17 protein-coding genes are annotated in these 19,221 nt (G+C 56.7%); 2 read left to right on the top strand and 15 right to left on the bottom strand.

Annotated features, from left to right (window positions below; translation table 11 throughout):
• Position 1 precedes the first annotated feature (1 nt).
• A complete protein-coding gene (locus AC1DWZ_RS00665; protein ID WP_477166929.1) occupies positions 2 to 2,716 on the top strand; it encodes an MHYT domain-containing protein in 2,715 nt (904 codons plus the stop codon).
• 81 nt (positions 2,717 to 2,797) lie between these two features.
• On the opposite strand, the gene AC1DWZ_RS00660 is transcribed toward AC1DWZ_RS00665, so the two are convergent.
• The 12 genes from AC1DWZ_RS00660 to AC1DWZ_RS00605 form a co-directional block, all read right to left on the bottom strand.
• Complete coding sequence (locus AC1DWZ_RS00660; RefSeq protein WP_477166928.1) at positions 2,798 to 3,598, bottom strand: 3-methyl-2-oxobutanoate hydroxymethyltransferase; 801 nt, start codon at positions 3,596 to 3,598, stop codon at positions 2,798 to 2,800.
• 13 nt (positions 3,599 to 3,611) lie between these two features.
• A complete protein-coding gene (locus tag AC1DWZ_RS00655; RefSeq protein ID WP_477166927.1) occupies positions 3,612 to 4,844 on the bottom strand; it encodes an NAD(P)/FAD-dependent oxidoreductase in 1,233 nt (410 codons plus the stop codon).
• Between the two features lie 54 nt (positions 4,845 to 4,898).
• Positions 4,899 to 5,213 (bottom strand): MocE family 2Fe-2S type ferredoxin, encoded by a 315-nt coding sequence (locus AC1DWZ_RS00650; protein ID WP_477166926.1) that lies wholly within the window; start codon positions 5,211 to 5,213, stop codon positions 4,899 to 4,901.
• Positions 5,214 to 5,287: 74 nt separating this feature from the next.
• A complete protein-coding gene (locus AC1DWZ_RS00645; RefSeq protein ID WP_477166925.1) occupies positions 5,288 to 6,397 on the bottom strand; it encodes a fatty acid desaturase family protein in 1,110 nt (369 codons plus the stop codon).
• Positions 6,397 to 7,578 carry an aldose 1-epimerase family protein gene (locus AC1DWZ_RS00640; protein WP_477166924.1) on the bottom strand — a complete coding sequence of 394 codons (1,182 nt, stop codon included), beginning with the start codon at positions 7,576 to 7,578 and terminating at the stop codon, positions 6,397 to 6,399. Before AC1DWZ_RS00640 ends, AC1DWZ_RS00645 begins: the two co-directional genes overlap by 1 nt.
• A 147-nt stretch (positions 7,579 to 7,725) precedes the next feature.
• Complete coding sequence (locus AC1DWZ_RS00635; RefSeq protein WP_477166923.1) at positions 7,726 to 8,640, bottom strand: sugar phosphate isomerase/epimerase family protein; 915 nt, start codon at positions 8,638 to 8,640, stop codon at positions 7,726 to 7,728.
• A gap of 35 nt (positions 8,641 to 8,675) precedes the next feature.
• On the bottom strand, positions 8,676 to 9,674 hold the full coding sequence (locus AC1DWZ_RS00630; protein WP_477166922.1) for a Gfo/Idh/MocA family protein: 999 nt from the start codon (positions 9,672 to 9,674) through the stop codon (positions 8,676 to 8,678).
• Between the two features lie 130 nt (positions 9,675 to 9,804).
• Entirely contained in the window at positions 9,805 to 10,905 is a 1,101-nt protein-coding gene (locus AC1DWZ_RS00625; RefSeq protein WP_477166921.1) for an ABC transporter ATP-binding protein, read from the bottom strand.
• Complete coding sequence (locus AC1DWZ_RS00620) at positions 10,859 to 11,962, bottom strand: ABC transporter ATP-binding protein (protein WP_477166920.1); 1,104 nt, start codon at positions 11,960 to 11,962, stop codon at positions 10,859 to 10,861. Before AC1DWZ_RS00620 ends, AC1DWZ_RS00625 begins: the two co-directional genes overlap by 47 nt.
• Position 11,963: 1 nt before the next feature.
• A complete protein-coding gene (locus AC1DWZ_RS00615) occupies positions 11,964 to 12,944 on the bottom strand; it encodes a carbohydrate ABC transporter permease (protein ID WP_477166919.1) in 981 nt (326 codons plus the stop codon).
• Positions 12,941 to 13,801, bottom strand: coding sequence for a carbohydrate ABC transporter permease (locus AC1DWZ_RS00610; protein ID WP_477166918.1), 861 nt, complete (start codon positions 13,799 to 13,801; stop codon positions 12,941 to 12,943). Before AC1DWZ_RS00610 ends, AC1DWZ_RS00615 begins: the two co-directional genes overlap by 4 nt.
• Before the next feature lie 81 nt (positions 13,802 to 13,882).
• A complete protein-coding gene (locus AC1DWZ_RS00605) occupies positions 13,883 to 15,493 on the bottom strand; it encodes an extracellular solute-binding protein (protein WP_477166917.1) in 1,611 nt (536 codons plus the stop codon).
• A 365-nt stretch (positions 15,494 to 15,858) separates the two neighbouring features.
• On the opposite strand from AC1DWZ_RS00605, the gene AC1DWZ_RS00600 reads away from it, so the two are divergent.
• Entirely contained in the window at positions 15,859 to 16,896 is a 1,038-nt protein-coding gene (locus tag AC1DWZ_RS00600) for a LacI family DNA-binding transcriptional regulator (RefSeq protein WP_477166916.1), read from the top strand.
• Between the two features lie 63 nt (positions 16,897 to 16,959).
• Here the strand turns inward: AC1DWZ_RS00600 and AC1DWZ_RS00595 are convergent, their stop codons facing one another.
• The 3 genes from AC1DWZ_RS00595 to AC1DWZ_RS00585 all read right to left on the bottom strand — a co-directional run bounded on the left by AC1DWZ_RS00595 (position 16,960) and on the right by AC1DWZ_RS00585 (position 18,683).
• Positions 16,960 to 17,409: a glycine zipper family protein gene (locus AC1DWZ_RS00595; protein WP_477166915.1), complete on the bottom strand. Its 450-nt coding sequence runs from the start codon at positions 17,407 to 17,409 to the stop codon at positions 16,960 to 16,962.
• A gap of 100 nt (positions 17,410 to 17,509) precedes the next feature.
• Positions 17,510 to 18,046, bottom strand: a complete 537-nt coding sequence (locus tag AC1DWZ_RS00590) for a hypothetical protein (RefSeq protein WP_477166914.1) — start codon at positions 18,044 to 18,046, stop codon at positions 17,510 to 17,512.
• A gap of 16 nt (positions 18,047 to 18,062) precedes the next feature.
• A complete protein-coding gene (locus tag AC1DWZ_RS00585) occupies positions 18,063 to 18,683 on the bottom strand; it encodes a hypothetical protein (protein WP_477166913.1) in 621 nt (206 codons plus the stop codon).
• Positions 18,684 to 19,221 lie beyond the last annotated feature (538 nt).

Below are 19,221 nucleotides of genomic sequence, written 5' to 3'. Positions count from 1 at the left end.
GGTGCAGGGCTCTTATGATGTCAGCCTGATCATTCTGTCGATCATTGTGAGCGTGTTCGCCTCGTTCACCGCACTCGGCCTCGCTCAGCGCCTTGCACAATCGACAGGCACCGTCCGGTATGCCTGGCTTGGTGCTGCTGCGATCGCGATGGGTGGTGGCATTTGGGCGATGCACTTCGTGGCGATACTCGCTTTTAGTTTGCCCGTCCCTATTACATACGATCTTACTTTGACGCTGCTTTCGCTTGCGGTGGCAATCATCTTTACTGCTCTTGGCATCCATCTCGCGTTTCGGCGCGGCGTTGGCGCCATCAATCTGCTGTTTGCTGGCACGTTGATGGGCCTTGGGGTCGTAAGCATGCACTATATCGGCATGGCCGCCATGCAAATGGCTGCGATCGTCACGTATAACTGGTTCTTTGTTGCTCTCTCGATCGCTATTGCCATCGCTGCCTCAATGGCGGCTCTGTGGTTGTCGTTCAAGCTCAACTCCATTCTCGGCAAGATAGCTGGTGCGGTTTGTATGGGCACCGCCGTTTGCGGGATGCACTATACGGGCATGTATGCCGCCACTTGTTCACCGGCCGCGTCATCACCAGTGACGAGATTTTCCGGTATCGACCCGGCTTGGCTGGCGGGCGGAATTGCTGCCGTGACAATTATCGTCCTTTTCCTGGGTTTGGTCCTGGCATTGGTTGATCAGCATCTCGAAGGACGGGCTACGGTCGCGGCTGAGCGCCTGCGACACATCAACGCTGAATTGGAGATGCGGGTCGATGAAAGAACGGCTGCGTTAACACGAATCAATCAAGCACTTCAGACGAGTGAAGCTCGTTTCCGTCGTGTGGTCGAAGCGGCACCCAATGCGATCGTTACGATCAATGAGGCCGGCCTGATCGAGATGGTCAATGCGCAGGCAGAAATGCTATTCGGCTATCGGCGAGAGGAACTTCTCGGGCAAGCCGTCGAAATCCTGGTACCCGAAAGATTCCGTTCCCATCACCCAGAGCAGAGGCAATCGTTCTTTCGAGACCCACAGTCACGCGCTATGGGTGCCGGCCGCGACCTCTTCGGCGTTAAGAAAGATGGTACTGAATTCCCCGTCGAAATCGGCCTCAATCCAATCGAAACGGACGACGGCACACTGGTCCTTTCCGCGATCGTTGATATCTCTGAACGCCGCGCGGCAGAAGCAGCGCTGCGCAAAGGCGCCGAAGATTTTCGCTATCTCTTTCAGAGCAATCCGTTGCCCATGTGGGTCTATGAGAGCGGCAGCCTGAAGTTCTTGAAAGTCAACAAAGCTGCCGTTCTGAACTACGGGTACTCTCGGGACGAGTTTCTGGCAATGCGCTTGACTGATATCAGGCCGCCCGAAGATATCAGGAAATTGATGGAGAACCTTGAGAGCGCGACCGGTGATTATCAGAAAACTCATAACTGGCGGCACCGGCGCAAGAATGGCGACATCATTCGCGTTGATATCTTCAGCCATGCGCTCATCTTTGAAGGCAAGGATGCGAGGTTGACGGTGGCGCTCGACGTCACGCAACGGAATGTCGCGGAAGAACAGTTACGCCAAGCGCAAAAGATGGATGCAATCGGTCAGCTCACTGGCGGCGTCGCGCATGACTTCAACAATCTGTTGGCTGTGATACAAGGAAACTTAGAAAGTATCGGCGATCGTGTCAGAGTTGATCCCGCAACATCGGAACTGGTGGAAGACGCTCTGAAAGCGACCGAGCACGGCGCGAGTCTTACCCATCAATTGCTAGCATATTCACGCCAACAGCCCCTTGAGCCGCGTGTACTCGACCTGGACAAGGTGATTAGTGAAATGGCGACAATGCTGCGTCGCACTTTGGAAGAATCGATCAAAGTGGACGCCGTCATCGCGCTAGATATGTGGAAGGTACGTATCGATCCACATCAGTTGCAGAACGCCTTGTTGAATCTTGCCGTGAATGCCAGAGACGCCATGCCAAATGGCGGCGAATTGACGATAGAGGGATCCAATGTCACTTTAGATGATCACTACGTCGCCAACAACGCTGATGTCGCGGCCGGCAGATATGCATTAATTTCTGTCAGCGACACGGGCGCCGGAATGCCGCCGGAGGTCATCAATCGTGCATTCGAACCATTCTTCACGACTAAGGCTGTTGGACATGGCACTGGGCTCGGCCTCAGCATGGTGTATGGCTTTGTCAAGCAATCCGGTGGTCACATCAAGATCTACAGTGAAGTCGGCTTAGGGACGACGATCAAATTGTACCTCCCTAGCGCCGAAACGGCGGGCAGCGCTACAGAAGAATTGGAGACGAAGACGGCAGCTCCCCGCAGCGCCGGTGGTGAAGTTATCATGGTCGTGGAAGACGATCCGTCTGTCAGGAAATTGACGGTTCGCCTGTTGGCGGAACTCGGATATGTGACCATCGAGGCCCAGGATGGCGCGAGCGCCCTCAGGGCCTTGGCCGAAGTTCCACGTATCGACCTCTTCTTCACGGACGTGGTACTACCCGGTGGAATGAACGGGGCCATACTGGCGCGCAAGGCAAAAGCACTGCGGCCCGATCTCAAGATCCTCTACATGTCCGGCTATACTAGAAATGCCGTTCTTCACAATGGTGAGCTGGACACTGGTGTCCAGTTGCTGACCAAGCCGTTTCGTCGCGTGGACCTGGCACTAAAGATTCGCCAGATTTTGTCGAACGCTTAGACGGGCAACATTCGGCCATGGCCGGATTGCAATCCACTGCAGCAATAGGCATGTCGTCTGCAAACGCTTCGCACTTCAGTTTCAGCCCGCACCTATTCTTGCCATGAATCGACCAAGTTCCTGGACATCCATGTTCACTACATGCTGACTTTCCGGATAGCTTCTGTTGCCAACATCGGCGACAAACTCCGAGAATGCAGCGACGCGCTCGGTCTGCAAACGATCGTATTCGGCGGAAAAATTGCGATAGACCTTGGAATGACGCGGTATATGCCCGCGATTTTGACCAAGAATATCGTCGGCAAACAGATACTGGGCGTCGCAGCCGGTTCCCGCACCCATCGAAATCATGAACAGCGATGTGCGCTCGGAGATGGCTTTAGCGACTTCAATCGGCACAACTTCGATCTCCGCGCCAAAGGCGCCCACCGCCTCATATTGCTTGACTGCATCAAATATCTGGACAGCCGTATCAGCGGTCTTACCAACTGCCTTGAAGCCCCCTGTCCACGTTGCTCGCGAAGGGATCAGCCCAACATGGCCGATGACCGGAATGTTGTCAGCCGCCAATCGCCTCACTGTCTCGAAGCCGGCGCTACAGTAGACGGCATCGGCAGTCGCCTTGTACATGCGAAAAGCCCATCGCAAGAAATCGTCTGACGTACCAATCTCGAAGAAATTGTCTCCCGGCATAGCAAATATCCCAGGCGCCGCATCACGAAACCGCGGATCAAGAATTAGATCCGGCGGCACGGAGACGATATCGATACCAGCCTTCTCGGCCGCCTCAAGCTCCTCCAAGGTCAGAACACGCAGCATGGTCAGTTGCCGCTTGCCTTTCATCGCGCGGAGATCGGCAACTGTCGGCCTCTTACGACTCATTGCACCTATTCCTTCATCCTGATTGTCTGCGTCGCAGCAACGCCTTGAGATTCACAGCTGAGTCTGCAAGTTCTTCGCACGTGGGAGATGCACGGCCGGCGATCAACATCTCCGCCAGTCGAATATCTTTGGCGACCGCATTTCCTGGACCAATGCCACTCGCAGCCACCAATCTCCCGTTATCGGCGAGATGAAATAGAAGAAAGACACCCGCCCCCATATCGCGGCGCACAATATGAGTCCCCTCGTCAGGTAGACCTGCTATCTGCAGCCCGAGGTCATACTGGTCCGACCAGAACCAGGGAACGGCCGTGTGACTCTCTCTTGCGCCGAGCATATTTCTCGCCGCCAGCGCCCCCTGTTCTCGTGCATTGCGCCATGCCTCCAATCTCACACGTCGCCCTCCATAGATCGCCAACGGGAATGAACAGCAATCGCCCGCCGCAAAAATATTCGGGTCACTCGATTGCATATAGCTATCGACTTTAATGCCATTCTCGATCTCCAGTCCGGCCATCCTCGCCAACTCAGTATTTGGCGTCGCACCAATTCCGATGACTGCCAGGTCGGCAGCAATCGTCTCTCCGTTCGCCAGTGAGATGTCGACATCGTCCTTCATCTCATCGATCGCGACGATGTTCTGACCGCAGACAATCCGGACGCCCTGCATTTCATGTCTGTCCTGGACCACTGCAGCGATGTCGGCAGGTACGCCGCGCATCAAGATGCGAGGCTGCGCCTCAATCACAGTGACCGTGCAGCCAACGCTACGCGCCGATGCAGCCAGTTCCAAGCCAATGAAACCGCCGCCGATGATGGCGACGCGGCGTTGTCGCGCAAAATGCGGCCTAAGAGCGAGGGCATCTTCGAAGGTTCGGAGATAGAAGCAGTGGCGATTCTTATGTACGTTGGTTAAGCGGCGCGGTTCCGCGCCGGTTGCCAAAAGCAGTCGATCATAGCGGATTTCGCCTTTGCCATCGAGGTGGAGGAGTCGGTCGGCCCTATCGATGCAGTCCACCTTCGTGGTTCTCATGAGAGTTATGCCGGCGTCGGAAAAGTGGGCAGCGTCGGCAATCGCCTTCGGCGCGGGTTCTGTTGCCTGGACGACGGTCTGTTTTGACAATGGTGGTCGTTCATAGGGCAGATGTCCTTCGGCTCCAATCAGAGAGACTGGACCGGTGAAGCCATGTTCACGCAACGCGAAAGCAGCGCGCGTACCACACTCACCCGCGCCGACAATCACCATTCCTGCAGAGCTGCTAACGCTCACTGTCTCGCCTTGCACGCTTGCAATAGTACATCACGCGATCTCGACCATGACTTTGCCAGCTGCAATTCTGACCAGAAAAGTTCGAAGATTGATGCAGACTGGCGCGCCCTTGGCTTGACCGGTCTTGTAGTTGAATCTGCCATTGTGCTTGGGGCATTCGATGATGTCACCCATCACCAGTCCATCGGCGAGATGCACTTTCTCGTGTGTACAGAGCCCTTCAGTGGCGAAGAACTCATTCTCTGGGGATCGATAGACGGCGAAGGTGCGTCCCGCCCGATCGACGCGAATCACGTCCTCCTCATCGATGTCATCCACTGCACATAGTTCAACCCAACCACTCATTCTCGATCATCCATGTAGTCACTGAAAAGGAACCCGGATACCCGTCGTCGATATCTTAACTCTCATCTTTCACCCTATTCCGCCAACGAAGATACGTTGGGAAGGTCTACGTTGATACGATAAGGCTGTGCCGTCGGGGGCAGACCACGCAGAACAAAATACTCCAGATCATGTCGCTGGCGCAGGAAGGCCGCGATCATCTCTCGAAAAGCATGAAATATCGACGGATTGGGGGCCGGCAAATCATGTTTGATCAGCTCATGGAGCTTGGGCAAGGCGTGATAAGGCACCATCGGAAACATGTGGTGCTCGATGTGATAGTTCATATTCCAATAAAGAAACCGACTGATCCGATTCATATAGACAGTACGGGTATTGAGGCGATGATCTGTCACATTGTCAGCAAGGCCGCCATGCTGCAGCAAGCCGGTCATTAGCATATGCCAGCAGCCATACATGCGCGGTAAACCGATCAGCATCAACGGTAGCCAGGACAGGAGGCTCAACGACAAGGCGAGCGTCGCCAGATAGATAGCAACATGATAGCGCGCTGCCCATATCGCCTTGGCCTGCTCCATTTCTGGAATGAAGCTACGCTCAGCCGAACTCAATCTACCGAGCGCATTCTGCGCCAGAGCCAAGATCGAATGCCAGACGTCGACAATACCGACAAATCCGAGCGCCACGCGCCATAAGTTGGGCGGCCGCATGACGGCTATTTCGGCGTCGCGACCGACGATGATCGTATCGGTATGATGCCGCACGTGACTCCAGCGCCAGGTCACGGGATTGCGCATCAGCATGAAACTCGCAATATGATAGATGACGTCATTCATCCATCGCGTCATAAAGGCCGTACCGTGGCCGCATTCATGCCAGCGTGCATCACTGGCCGAACCATATAGGACCCCATATACAAAGAAGAATGGCACACATTCCCAGCTGTTCCAGAAATAGATGCCTCCCGCAGCCGACAGGAGCAGCGACCCGATCCAGATGACAGAGTCCCGTATTGCCGGACCGTCAGAGCGGCGCATGAGGTCTTTCATAGTCTTGCGCGGCACATCGGTTCGATACCATTGCGCCATAGTGAGGCCGCTGTCGATCGCGTAGCGCGTACTCTCTCCAACTAGGCTATAATCTCGTCTGATCGGACCTGTCGATCCGTTGATACCTATCTTCATCACAACCTCCCACCGATACGCGGAAAATCGCCCGATGGTCGCGGATAGTCCTCTGCAGGCTGTCGCGCGATGGTCGAGATTCTCCTTTCCACCGCCGCAATCTGTTCGGCCCCGTCAACGATGCGAAAAGTTGCGTCGTAAGAGCGGCTCTCATCATGCTCAAGCCAAATCATTTCGGCGCGCTCACGCGCAGCCAGATTGCCAAGCACATGATGCGTTGAGGGTTCGATACCCAGCGCATACTGGCCGGCCTGGAAATTTTGCCACTGATACATGCAAGGTAGCTGATCTTTGCGGGTGATCACTTCCAAGCCGATTTTCAGGCGATCGTTGATGACAGCAACGGGTACTTCGCCAGCTTGGTCGGCGTCGAGCTCATGTTGCCAGACCTGCTCCTGGAACTTTTGCCGCGGCGCCGGCATGGTCCGATAGCCGACATTCTGCGCGTCATAACTTGCGCCTGCGTGCGCCGCCCATACGACATCCTTGATAGGTGCCAGATAGCGTGAGCCGTCATCAAGTAGCGGATGACTGACATTGATGTGATAGAAATACATATGCGGCGTTCGATAGAAACCGTGATTGACCACTCGGTCTTTCAACCGGATTTCGTTGCTCCCCACATCCACCTCGATACGGCGAATGAGGTGCAGATCTTCGCCAAACACGGTCGACTGCTGGACGATACCTTCCGCCCATAAAACGCAGCGATCACCGTCCCAAGTCTCACCATAGCCGGTAAGACGTGCCGGGATCGTGCTGATCCGTCCATGCAGAGAATGCGCAATCGTCTTCTTCGGCGGGTAGAGATAGGTGTCAGCCGGCACGTCATTCATAAAAAGAATATGATCGAGGCCGCAAGTGACCAGCAAACCGGAAAATGACCGGGCCCATGCCAAACCACCCTCTCCCTCATATTCATGGAGGCCGGGATGACGAAAGCCCGCCGGGGAATGCCACCCAATTGCAAGGCCTTTGAACTCACAATCGGCGATGTCCATGGCGCGGTCGACAAGAACAGTGAAGCGCAGCCCGGTACCGGTACGGAATTCGAGCATGCGAATTCCCCGTTCAACCCCGTCGCCGAGTGTCATCAGGCGGACCCCCGCAAACTGCGAGAGCATACCAGCCCGTTCGGCAATCTGGCGGCGCGACAATGCCTGACCATAGAGCTCAACCATGACAACCCGCCGGCAGGGGCCCATCGGTGAGATCTTTGGAGAGAACCGTCCGGCAGCATGGCAGCGCGGCATATCTTTCGCTCCCATCGCGTGATTGGCCCATGTGATCCATTGATCTCGCCATAGTGAACCCCGACTGTTCAGCGCTCAAAGTCCGTTAGCGCGGAACTTTCCATCCAGGAACTTTTTCGCCCTCGAGACGTCGTCCTCGGAAAGATGTTCGATGATGACAGGGATATTCGGGTGCTTTTCGGACAGCCGCTGCAGATAGAGATCGTAGTTGAGCGATCCCAGGCCCGGCGCTGGCAACTCGATCTCGCCGACCCCTCGGAACGTATGGCTCTCTAACGCATCTGTATCGCCGATGTCGGCGTGCTTTTCACTCTTGTCGCCACCAGCGCGTTTGACATCCTTGGCGTGCGCGATCCGGATCTTATCAGTCAGTGTATCAAAGACTTGGTTTAGAATCTGGTCGATCTTGTCGATGTTATGATTCTCGAAATAGTTGGTCGGATCCATCAGCAGACCCAAACCGGGATGATCGACCTGCGCAAACATCTTCACGGTTTCCTCCACAGAGCCCACGACATTATTCACATAGGTCTCGAGCAGGAAGACGGCACCATGGTCGTAGGCCGTCTGCGACAGGTCAGCGATGACCTTGCGGCACTCTTCAAAACCTTCTTCAGTCTTGTTCTTAGGGTGATGCACCCAGTCGGATTCTGTGTTGTAGGTGCCGGTTTCCGAGATGACATAGGGCGTACCGAAATGGCGTGCGTTACGGATGATCTCCTTGAGATAGCCGACCCGCTTCTCCCGCTCTGTCTTATCGGGATGAATGATGTTGGTGTAACCGGAGATGCAGCACACTGGCAGATGGTTGTCGCGGAACACGTCGCGAACCTTTTTCGCTTTGTCCTTGGTGATTTTCCCGGCAGAGAGATCGATGTCCTTGAAATGCAGATCGAGCTGCACAGTGTTGAAGTTCTGCGCCCGGATTTTCTGCGCAGTTTCTTCGAGGCCATATGGAAAGTATCCCGTAAAAATGCCTGCTTGCATCATGGTTTAGTCCTCCCAGACTAGGTGTTGGTTGGTCTTTATTTTATGGAGATCTCGGAAAGCTTGACAGTGCGGCGTTGGTCAATGGAACGATAGCCGGCTTCGATCAGCGCCATAGTCTTGACATTGTCGGCAACAGACAGCGCCGGTGGCATACCTGTCGCCAGCGCATCCTGCAGCTGCGCCATTACACCGATGAAGGCATGCGGGAACCACATCGTGGCCCATTGTGGCGAGACCCAGTTGCCGCCTGTCGTCTCGGCAGATGCATAGGTGAGTGTCGACGCGGCACCCGTCGGCCAGCCGATGGTGCCCTTGGCGACGCCCAGCGTTCCCTCGACGCGCCAGTCGATATGCTGATCATCCTTATATCCCTCCCGCCGTGGGCCCGACCAGACGTCCTCCAGCGACACCGCTAGAACACCAGATGGAAATTTCAAGGTCGAGATGGTGATACCATCGACATGATCGAACTTGGTACGTGGATCTCGGCGGGTCAGGCTCGTAATTTCTTCCGGGTCGCCAAAAAGGAAGCGCAAGACATCCAAATGATGCACACTCATATTGGCCAATGTCAGTCGGTCATACCCTTCCAGGAACGATTGCCAATGCGGGATGGCGTGCATGTCGATCTGGGCGAATACGATGTCTCCAAGCTCGCCGCCATCAACAATCTGCTTGAGAACTCGCATGGACTGGTCGTAGCGCATATTCTGGTTGACCGAGAGAATTTTGCCCGCGGCCGCCGCCTCATCGCGCAGCTTGATTGCGTCGTCGAGCGATAATGCTAGCGGCTTCTGCGCCAGAATGGCCTTGATATGCCTCTGCTTGAAGGCCTGTCGAATTAAAGCAGGTTGCTGGTCCGGCGGAAAAGCGAGATCAATGATATCGACGCTAGCATCGGCGATCAGCGCTTCCGGCGCGTCGTGGACCATAGGAATATGCCATCGCTCCGCTACCTTGGCCGCGTTGGCTCTGGTGCGCGAGGCAATCGCACTACCGGGAAGCCAGCCTCCCGATAAGCGGCCAGATGGCATTCCGCCATGATCATGCCAGCGCCGATGCAGCCGATCTTGAATGTCTTAGCCCCGACGGTGACATCCGGTTGGAATTTTGTCGCCCCAGCCATTTTTCTCTCCCCCTCGCCGATCGTTTGCAAGGCCGCTGTCATTGTGCCAGCGCTCCGCCGCCATGGCCGAAATAGTGAACGCGATTCGGTTCGCAGACGATCGATACCAACGAGTCCGCTCTGATATCCGGCTGCCCCCGAATGAGTGCCCGAAGACGTGTCTCCCCAGCCTCCAAGGTGATGACAGTGTAACCGCCCAGCGGCTCCACTTCGAACACTTTGGCCGGCCGACCTTTGGTATCGTCGGTCCAGCGTTGCAATTTGATATCCTCCGGCCGCAGGCCAATTTCTACGGTATCAGCCGGGATGCCAGGAAGGGCAATTCGAATGGCGCCACCAGCAGCCGACAAACCGTCGTCGCCATACACTGACGTTAAGACATTCATCATAGGCGAGCCTAGCAGGCGCGCGACATAGACACTGGCTGGATGATCGTAGATGTCGATGGGCGTGCCGATCTGGCGAATATGACCACCTTCCAGGATCGCCATACGATCGGCGACTGACATCGCCTCTTCCTGGTCATGGGTCACATAGATCAGCGTCTTGCCAAGTTCGCGCTGAATGCGTTTCAGTTCGACGCGCATCTCCTCCCGAAGCCGGGCGTCCAAGGCGGAGATGGGGTCGTCCATGAGATAGGCGGCCGGATCGCGCACCAGGGCGCGGGCTATTGCGACACGCTGGCGCTCGCCACCTGAAAGCTGCCCAGGCAGCTTGTGCAGGATATGGCCGATGTGCAGTTTGTCGGAAACGCTTTGCACGCGCGCTACAATCTCAGGCTCTGCGATCCGCCGCTCGACCAGCGGGAAGCGGATGTTGCCGCGCGCGGTCAGATGCGGGAAAAGCGCCAAATTCTGAAATACCATGGCGACATTCCGCTCTGCGGGTGACATCTGATTGGCAAGTTTGCCACCGATCAGAATCTCACCTTCATCCGGGGTCTCTAACCCTAGGATCAGTCGCAGAATTGTCGATTTTCCGGAAAGCGGCGGGCCGAAGAAGCAGAAAAACTCGTTGTCATCGACGGTAAAGGTCGCATTCACGAGAGCCATTGTCCTGCCGTATCGCTTCGTTACGTTGCGAAATGCAATGTCAACCATTGGCGGCCTCCGCCCTGATCGCCAGACCGCTTGCTGCATCGAAGATACGGGTCGCTTCTGGCACCGGTGCGACCGTCACGACATCGCCGATCTTTATCCGGATATCGTTGTCAAATACTGCCTTCGCCGTTGCGGCCTCGTCGCTGAAGTGGACGATGGTCCGCGCTCCGATCCGTTCGACAAACCGGACCACCAGGGAAATACCCTGCCCGCCGGAGGCCAGTGTCATTTGCTCCGGACGGCAGCCATAGAGTACCTCGCCGGAGGCATTGCCGACGGCCGAGGCCAGCGACGGCGACAAAGGTGGTGTTATGCCGAGCGAACCCAGATCGATCGCCAGCCCGCGATCCGTCATGCAAGGCACACCCTTGAGCAAGTTCATGCCTGGTGCGCCGATGAACTGGGCAACAAAGACATTGGCCGGATTATTATAGACTTCGAGCGGCGAGCCGACCTGTTGCAGCACACCATGATCCATGACAGCGATCCGGTCTGCCATGGTCATCGCCTCAAGCTGATCATGCGTCACATAGACCATGGTCTGCTTGAACTGGCGCTGCAGGTGTTTGAGCTCGGTCCGCATCACGGCACGAAACGCAGCATCGACATTGGACAGCGGCTCGTCGAGCAGAAAGATAGCTGGCTCCAGGATCGCCGAACGGCCGATTGCCACGCGCTGCAGGATGTTGACGGACAACCGGTCTGCCTTCCGATCCAACATGGATGCGAGCTCCAACAGCTCCGCGATGGCTCGAACTCGGCGCTCGATTTCACCTTTGCTGTCGCCCCGCATTTTCGGGCCGTAGGCAAGGTTGTCGCGAACCGTCATATGGGTAAAGATGGCGTAATTCTGGAACACGAATCCGACGCCGCGGCGTCCCATCGGCATGTCGGTAACGTCACGATCCCCGAACATGATGCGGCCGCTCGTTGGGTCAACCATGCCGGCGATCATATTCATGGTTGTCGACTTGCCGCAGCCGGATGGCCCCAGCAGCGCCATGAACTCGCCATCGGCAATGTCGAGGTCCATCGTCTTCAATGCCGTGAAATCGCCGAACTTCTTGACCAAATTCTGGAGGCGAATGGTGCTCATATCACACCGCCTGCCGCGCTGTGGCCATGCGCTTCATGCCGAACACGGCGGCAATCGACAGCAGAACCAGGATGGCAAGGGCGATTGCCGCGACATAGCTCCAGATCAGATCCTGGGTCGTGACTTTATAGATGTAGACAGAGATGGTTTCCGTCGCGACGCCCGGACCACCGCCAGTCATGATATTGAGTGTATCGAAGATCTTGAAATTCTCGATGACGCGGATAGCGAGAGCAATGACGATAATCGTTTTCATCTTGGGCAGAACGATGGTCGTGAACCGCTGCCATGAATTGGCGCCCAGCAACGTGGCTGCTTTGATCTGGTCATCCGGCACGCCCACGAGGCCGGCCAGCAAGATGAGAAACATCAACGGCGTCCATTGCCATATATCGGCAATCATCACCGCGATGAGCGCTAGTGTCGGGTCCGACAGCCAGGCAACTGTTATCTGCAGGCCAGTCAGGGAAGACAGAATATCGTTAATCGGCCCATCTGACTGGAACAGCATGAAGAACATGTAGCCGGCGACAGCAGGGACTACCATCATCGGCATCAGCAAGATCGAGTAAAAGATCCGTTTGCCGAGAAAATCGTCAGCGAACAAGATGGCGAGCGCCAGACCCAGCAGGAATTCCGCCGGCACGCAGACGATCATCACAATGAACGTCCGCCACAGAGCGCTCCAGAACCTTGCATCGGCAGCAAGGTCCGGATAATTCGCAAGACCATTCCAGAGCTGCCATGCATTCCACCATTGCACGCCAGACAAAGGCGACCAGTCGGTGAGGCTGATGTAGAGCTGCATCAGGAGCGGAAACACGGCAATGAACAGGACCAGTATCTGCGCCGGCAGCGTCAGACGCAGGCCAAGACGCGCGGCTTCCGCATTGTGGGCCGGACGGACCTGCGCCATCGGTAATCCAATGTTGGTACCCACGATTGGCGCCTGTTCGTTGACTGGGACGATGACCGAGCTCATTGCTTAAGGGCTCCAAAGGTCAGCCCGCGCACCAGGTGGCGCTGGATGGCAATGCCCATGATCACCGGTGGCACCGCCGCGATGAGGCCGAGTGCTGCCTTGGCACCATATAGCTGGCCGGTCATGGAGGAGGAGAGCGAGGTCATATAGACTGGGATTGTCACCCATTCCCGCGTCGTGAGCAGCAGGGCAATAAGATAATCCGACCAGTTGAGGATAAAGACAAACAGGGCGGCACTTGCCAGTGGTGCCCGCATCATGGGCAGCGTGATGCGAGTAAAGACGCGCAGGCGCGAGCAGCCCTCGACCAGAGCCGCCTCCTCGATCTCCCGCGGCATGTCGTCAAAGAACGTTTTCATGAGCCAGAAGGCGAAGGGTAGCGTCACAATGCCATAGATGAGAGCCAACCCCCACCAACTGTCCATAAAGCCCAGAACGGACCACATGATCATCACCGGAATCATGACGGCCATGGGCGGAAACAACCGCAACTGAATGAGTGCCAGTGGCAAATTCTGACCAGCGCCGAAACGCGACAGACCGTAGGCGGCGGCCGTTCCCGCAGACATTGCAATCACCGTCCCGAACACCGCCGATAACAGCGAGGAAACGATCGGCTTAATAGCGGTGCGGTCGAGTGCGACGATGAGGTTGGTTGTTGATTCACCAAAGACGAACTGGAAATTGCTGAGTGTCGGATTTTTCGGCCACCAAGTCAGATCGGCGCCGGTCGCCGACCATTCGGCGATCGGTTTGAAGGCCATCGACATCATCCAGACGATCGGGACGAGCGTCACCGCCATGGCTGCCAGGATTGCAGCGTAGCGGAATATTTGAAAGGGTACTGAACGTGTCATTGGGAGCGATCGTCAAAAATCTCGGTTAAAACGAGGGAGGGGCACCGCCCCTCCCTCCAAGCGTCGACTGACTGGGAGGAGTCAGCCGAGCGGATCGACAATCGTCGGCCAGGCTTCCTTATTCGCCTTGATGGCGTCAAGGAGTTTGCCTTCGCCCGTCCGCCGCGCGATTTTCCTCCATTCAGCCTCTGTGTCAGCCATCGCCTGTTCTGCTGACTTTGCCTTGGTGAGCGCCGCCATCAGATTTTCGTCAAGAGCATTGTGAAAGGCGGTGGCACCTGGGTAGTTGATCGTTGGCACCGTGCGCGCCACTGTCTCGCGGACCACGTCCATGTGATAGGCGTGGTAGGTCTGGCGTACCAACGGATCAGAGAAATCCGACATGCGGAACGGATCGAAATAGCCGCCTGGATTTGCCGTCATCCAGGCATAGATGCGGCTCGACCCCAACCATTGCAGGAACAGATAGCAGGCTTCCGGATGCTCGGCCTGGGACGAGACCGACGCCGACAGATTGAGCCACAGCACGGACCTGCTGATTAGGTTGCCATCGATCTCACGCCCGGGCGGTAGCATCGACCCGATCTTGCCGGTGACCTTCGAATCCGCATTGCCTGCATTGTCGAGGAATTTCGGCAGGTTGGAGAAAGCGCAGGTCATCGCTGCGCCACCTTTGGCAAAGTTGCCGTATTGCTCCGGCCAGCCCCAGGAGATGGCATCGGGAGAATGGTGGGCGAGCGAGGCGATATATTCATTGGTGGCGGCAATGCCGGCATCGGAATTGATCAGCGGTTTTCCGCTGTCGTCGAACAGGAACTGGTTGGGTGAGCCCATCGACACATAGCGCTGGTACCAGTTGGTATAGCCCCAACCTTGATTGCGCAGGTCCGTCGATCCGAACAATCCCTTGTCAGGACGATGGAAGAAGGCCGCAACCTCATCCATTTGTTTCCATGTCCGGGGCGGCGCCAGCTCATAGCCATGCTGGTCGGCGAAAGCCTTCTTCTCGCCTTCGTCGCCGAAGAGATCCGAGCGATAGACCCAGGTCTGAAAATCGCCGTCCAGGGATACACCATAGGTCGACCCGCGATACTGATTGAGCAGCGAGACGCCCTTCGCACCGTTCACATAACCGCGCTCGGGATCGTCCCATTCCGGTTTGTGGGCGGCCACAAAATCGTCGAGCTTCAGGATACCACCGGTTTCAGCAAGATCCCCGAGGCGATTCCACTCCACGGCGTAGATGTCGTAGGCACCACCTTTCGTGGAGATGTCCTGCATCGTCTTGGTGAATTCCTGGCCGTTCGGGACTCCGATGATCTCGAGTGGAATGCCGGTTTCCTTTTCCCAGAGATCCTTGATCGAGGGTGCGCCTTCGGGAAACGGCTTCGTCAACTGGCCGATCGACCCATCGGACAGGCCAAGCACGATTTTCGCTGGGGCCTTGCCGGCCCCCTTCATCACCTTGACCGCCTCGACGGCACGGCCTTCCGGTGTGTCGGCACCGTACTGATAGCGTTCGGCACCATCAAAACCCGTCGGTCCGCCGATCATGCCTGGCGCCAACGCGTCGGCCGCGTAGGCGCGGCCGGGGCGGATGAATTTGGGCGCCATACCAGCTGCAATCAGGACAGCAGCCTTACCTCCGGACGCCAATAAGCGGCGCCGCGATATGCGGTTGAAGTGCGACATTTTTCTCTCCCAGCGTGGGCTGCAGTTGCTCCGCGGCCCTTATGATGGAGATTGACGATGTTATTTTATGTTGTCAACATCAATAACGATCAAAAAACATCAAAAAGAAGCTTGTTTTGACGATTCCGCATTGAAATCTGATGGGTGTCAGTAAAAATGCTTGGATTTGATTGAATGAGAGGGGCCGACTGGAACGGCGTTGGGGGTCAGGCAGAAAAATGGCGTGCCCGCGGGATGTCGCAGGGCACATCAATTTACATCAGAATCAGCGACGGCTGAGTTAGCTTGCCCCAGGATGGATTTATCGGGGCGGCTTTATCGCGACGGGCTTCCAGTCACTGAGACGGACTAAACAGAAGGAACGAATGGTTGTGCGATCTACCCTGACCGACATTGCGCGCGAAGCGGGCGTCTCCACGGCGACAGTAGACCGTGTGCTCAATAACAGATCCGGCGTGCGGTCGCGCACCCGGGAAATCGTTCTCGAGACCGCCCAGCGGCTGGGATATATCGCCGATGGGACGAGTGCCAACGCCCTGCCCCCGTCGGCTGTCGGCCCCGTCGTCCGGCTCGATTTCACTCTTCCCGCCGGCACCAACACCTTCATCAAAATGCTACAGCGCCAGATCGAAACTCAGGCGGCAATGCGCCCCGATCTCGACGTTCGCGTCTCCATGATCGAAGGCTTCAGCCCTGAATCCCTGGCGCGCGCCCTGCACGATCTACGCGGCCAGACCCACGGCGTGGGCGTCATCGCCCTCGACCACCCGACCGTGCGCGAGGCGATCCGGGCGCTCGCGGCTAACGACGTCAAGGTGGTGACGATCGCCTCCGACATCCTTCATGTGCCGCGTGTCGCCTATATCGGCATCGACAATCGCGCGGCGGGTCGCCTGGCCGGCTATCTACTTGCCCGGTTCCTGGGGGCTGAAAAGCCAGCCAAGGTCGCACTCTTTGCCGGCTCCCTCTCCTACCGCGGGCACCAGGAGCGCGAGATGGGCTTCCGTCATATCCTGATGGAAGAGTTCCCAAATATTCAGATTGTCGAACTTCGGGAAATGCGGGATGACCGGGAAAAGGCTTATGCTGAAGCATCAGCCCTGCTCGATCGTCACCCTGATCTGGCGGCCATCTACAATGTCGGTGGCGGCAATATAGGTATCGCCAGAGCGCTCAAGGAACGCAAGCGGGAACATGCCATTGTCTTTCTCGGGCATGAAGCAACCGAAGGCACCAAGGAGTTGCTGCTCGACGGCACACTCGATGCCGTGATCGATCAAAACCCGCGGGTCGAAGCGCGCGAAGCGCTCAACATCCTCAGCCATGCCGTGAGGGGCACGCCATACGAAGGGCATCCGCCGCGATTGCAAGTCATCTTCAAGGAAAACATCCCCGAGATATGATCTGCCAAGAGATCATATCAGTCGCCGGCAAATGGCCAACACGATTTGGCGCGGCTATGCTGGTCAGCGCACCGTATATGCACGCCCCTGCATGCAAGCGCCAAAAGCATTGTTGTAGTTGTTGAGCTCCGCCTGATATTGAGCTGCCGACTCGTCGCTCGCACGAGCTTGCTGCCGGCGTTCGCGACCATTTTTAAGCAGCCCCGCGGTAGCGCCCACGCCAGCACCGATCGCGGCGCCCTTCCCGGCATCACCCCCGATCGCACCACCTACTGCCCCGAGAGCGGCACCACCTGCCGCACCTCGCACAATATTGCCGCTCGGCGCGTAGGAATTGCCGTAATATTGAGGCGGAGATTGATAAGGGTAAATGCCGGTCTGCTGGGTTGCCCACGCGCGACACTCCGCTTCGTCTTTTGCTTGTTGCTCCAAGCTCTGGCCGTTCCCAGGATAGCTGATGGGTGACTGCGCGAACGCAGTAGCCAGCGTCCCAGGCGCCGCCAGCGTGACCATAAGCGTCAACACTGCAGGCAGGCCACAGTACCGACTTATGCTGCCTCCCATCGCACCCTCCATTCGCTGCTTCTATCCCGCGCGAAGTCACGATCCCGATCTATGGCAACTTGTAAGTAAGCTTCGGCCAGATAATGATGCCGCCGGCCGATTCCTGAACGACGTTGCCGCCGGTTCCGGTGAATTCCTGCAGACCGCTTCGGATCGTGATGGGGCCGCCACCCGTGATGCCGGCAAATCGGTCGGTGCCGCCGGTAAAGGTGAACTCACCATCGCATCCGACCATGTGAACGCCTTTGCATGCAATATCGGCGTACGCGCGCGAACCATCCTTTGCCGAGATCGTGCAGCGTCCTTTGCCTTCCTGCGTGCCGTCTTTGGGGTTCACGTCAACGATCGCCGGACAAACCATAAAGCCAGCATCAAGCGGGCCTTTCTCCGTTTCGACAAAGATCATGCCAGTGAATGACCCCACAAAGGTGGTGCGGTCTGGCCCGGTATCAAACATCTGGCCGCGCCCTTGCCAGGCGGCAAATGCCTTGAGAGTCTGTTCTTCTCCAGCGAATGCCGGCGATGATGTCATGACAGCACCACACAGCAGACCGAATATCATCGCGACATGCGTCAAGCTCAGCATGGCTTTCTCCCTCAAATCAATCGAGATCGATGTAGACGGCATCGCCGCCCAGTGAGAGTGCGAGGCCAGTGCGTTCTGCTTTTAGCTTCAGAACGACGCCCTTCGTATTTCCTAAGACCAACTCGCCGGCGCTTAGATTGCCAAGGGCCAAGCCATAGCGTCCCTGTACATAGGCGCCATCAAAATCTTCAATGTTGCGCAAGTTGTAGACGGTGCCGGTTGCAACCATCTTAGACAGTCCGATGCCGCCAACACCGAGGCCACCGACCGTAAAGTCATATTTCCTGCCACCGACCGTCAACGTCCCGCCGCCGAGATTTCCACTGCCAATGAATGCAATCTGGACTTGTTCAATGCGAACCGCACCTGACGGCACCAGGTCATCCGCAATGAGGGGCGAGGCGAATATCAGGCCTAAGCCAGCAACAAATGCGGAATATAATCCGCGGCGCATCATCCCAGCAGCTTCACGTCCTCTGCCGGCTTGCTTAGTACGGTCATTCATCGCCGTCCCCTTCCCAACCAGAAATGGAACATCAGGCCGATGATCGGCCAGACATCTACGCGTCAATGACGAAGGTTTCTTGGCAGTAACAAGGTTTGAGATAAACACCGCAGATGCAATGCGATGCATCATCAATCGATCATCAAGTGGGATCCAGGCACTCCTGCCGGGCGCAACGACACTGAGACTCTTTTGTATTGGGCCAACATTACAGCGCCACTATCGGTAAATCCAGCATCCAAGTGACGCTGAAGCGTTGCAGCGCGATGGATACATATTCGATCTGCTGCACTGCAACGGTCTGCTAGCACCGCAGGCGCAGGTGTCAACAAGATGGCTGCAGATCACGGGAGGACCGATCCCGCTGCCGTCAGCATGTCAATTCCACTTTGGTATGATCAGGCGAGAAGAACAGGGTCTACTCCTCAAGTGAAGGAGTGTCACTGTCATGGCAAGATCGCTTCAGATCTCTGCTTGCCATTGTTCGGCGCACACGAGCTTTCTCCCGGTCGCAACGCATTCGACATGGAAGCCACAGATCGGCGCTCGCGCCACCATACTTGTCGCAAGCAAAGGTCCGGCGGCGGGTTCATGGACGGACATTTCTGTAACTACGACAACGCGCGGGTTGACACGACTAGGGAATAGGACTTCAATCTTTAAAACGTTT

This window comes from Dongia sp. P2_B8 (genome assembly GCF_056404715.1).
Note: the sequence above shows the minus strand (reverse complement) of the source record. Positions and strands in the feature narration are given on the sequence as shown.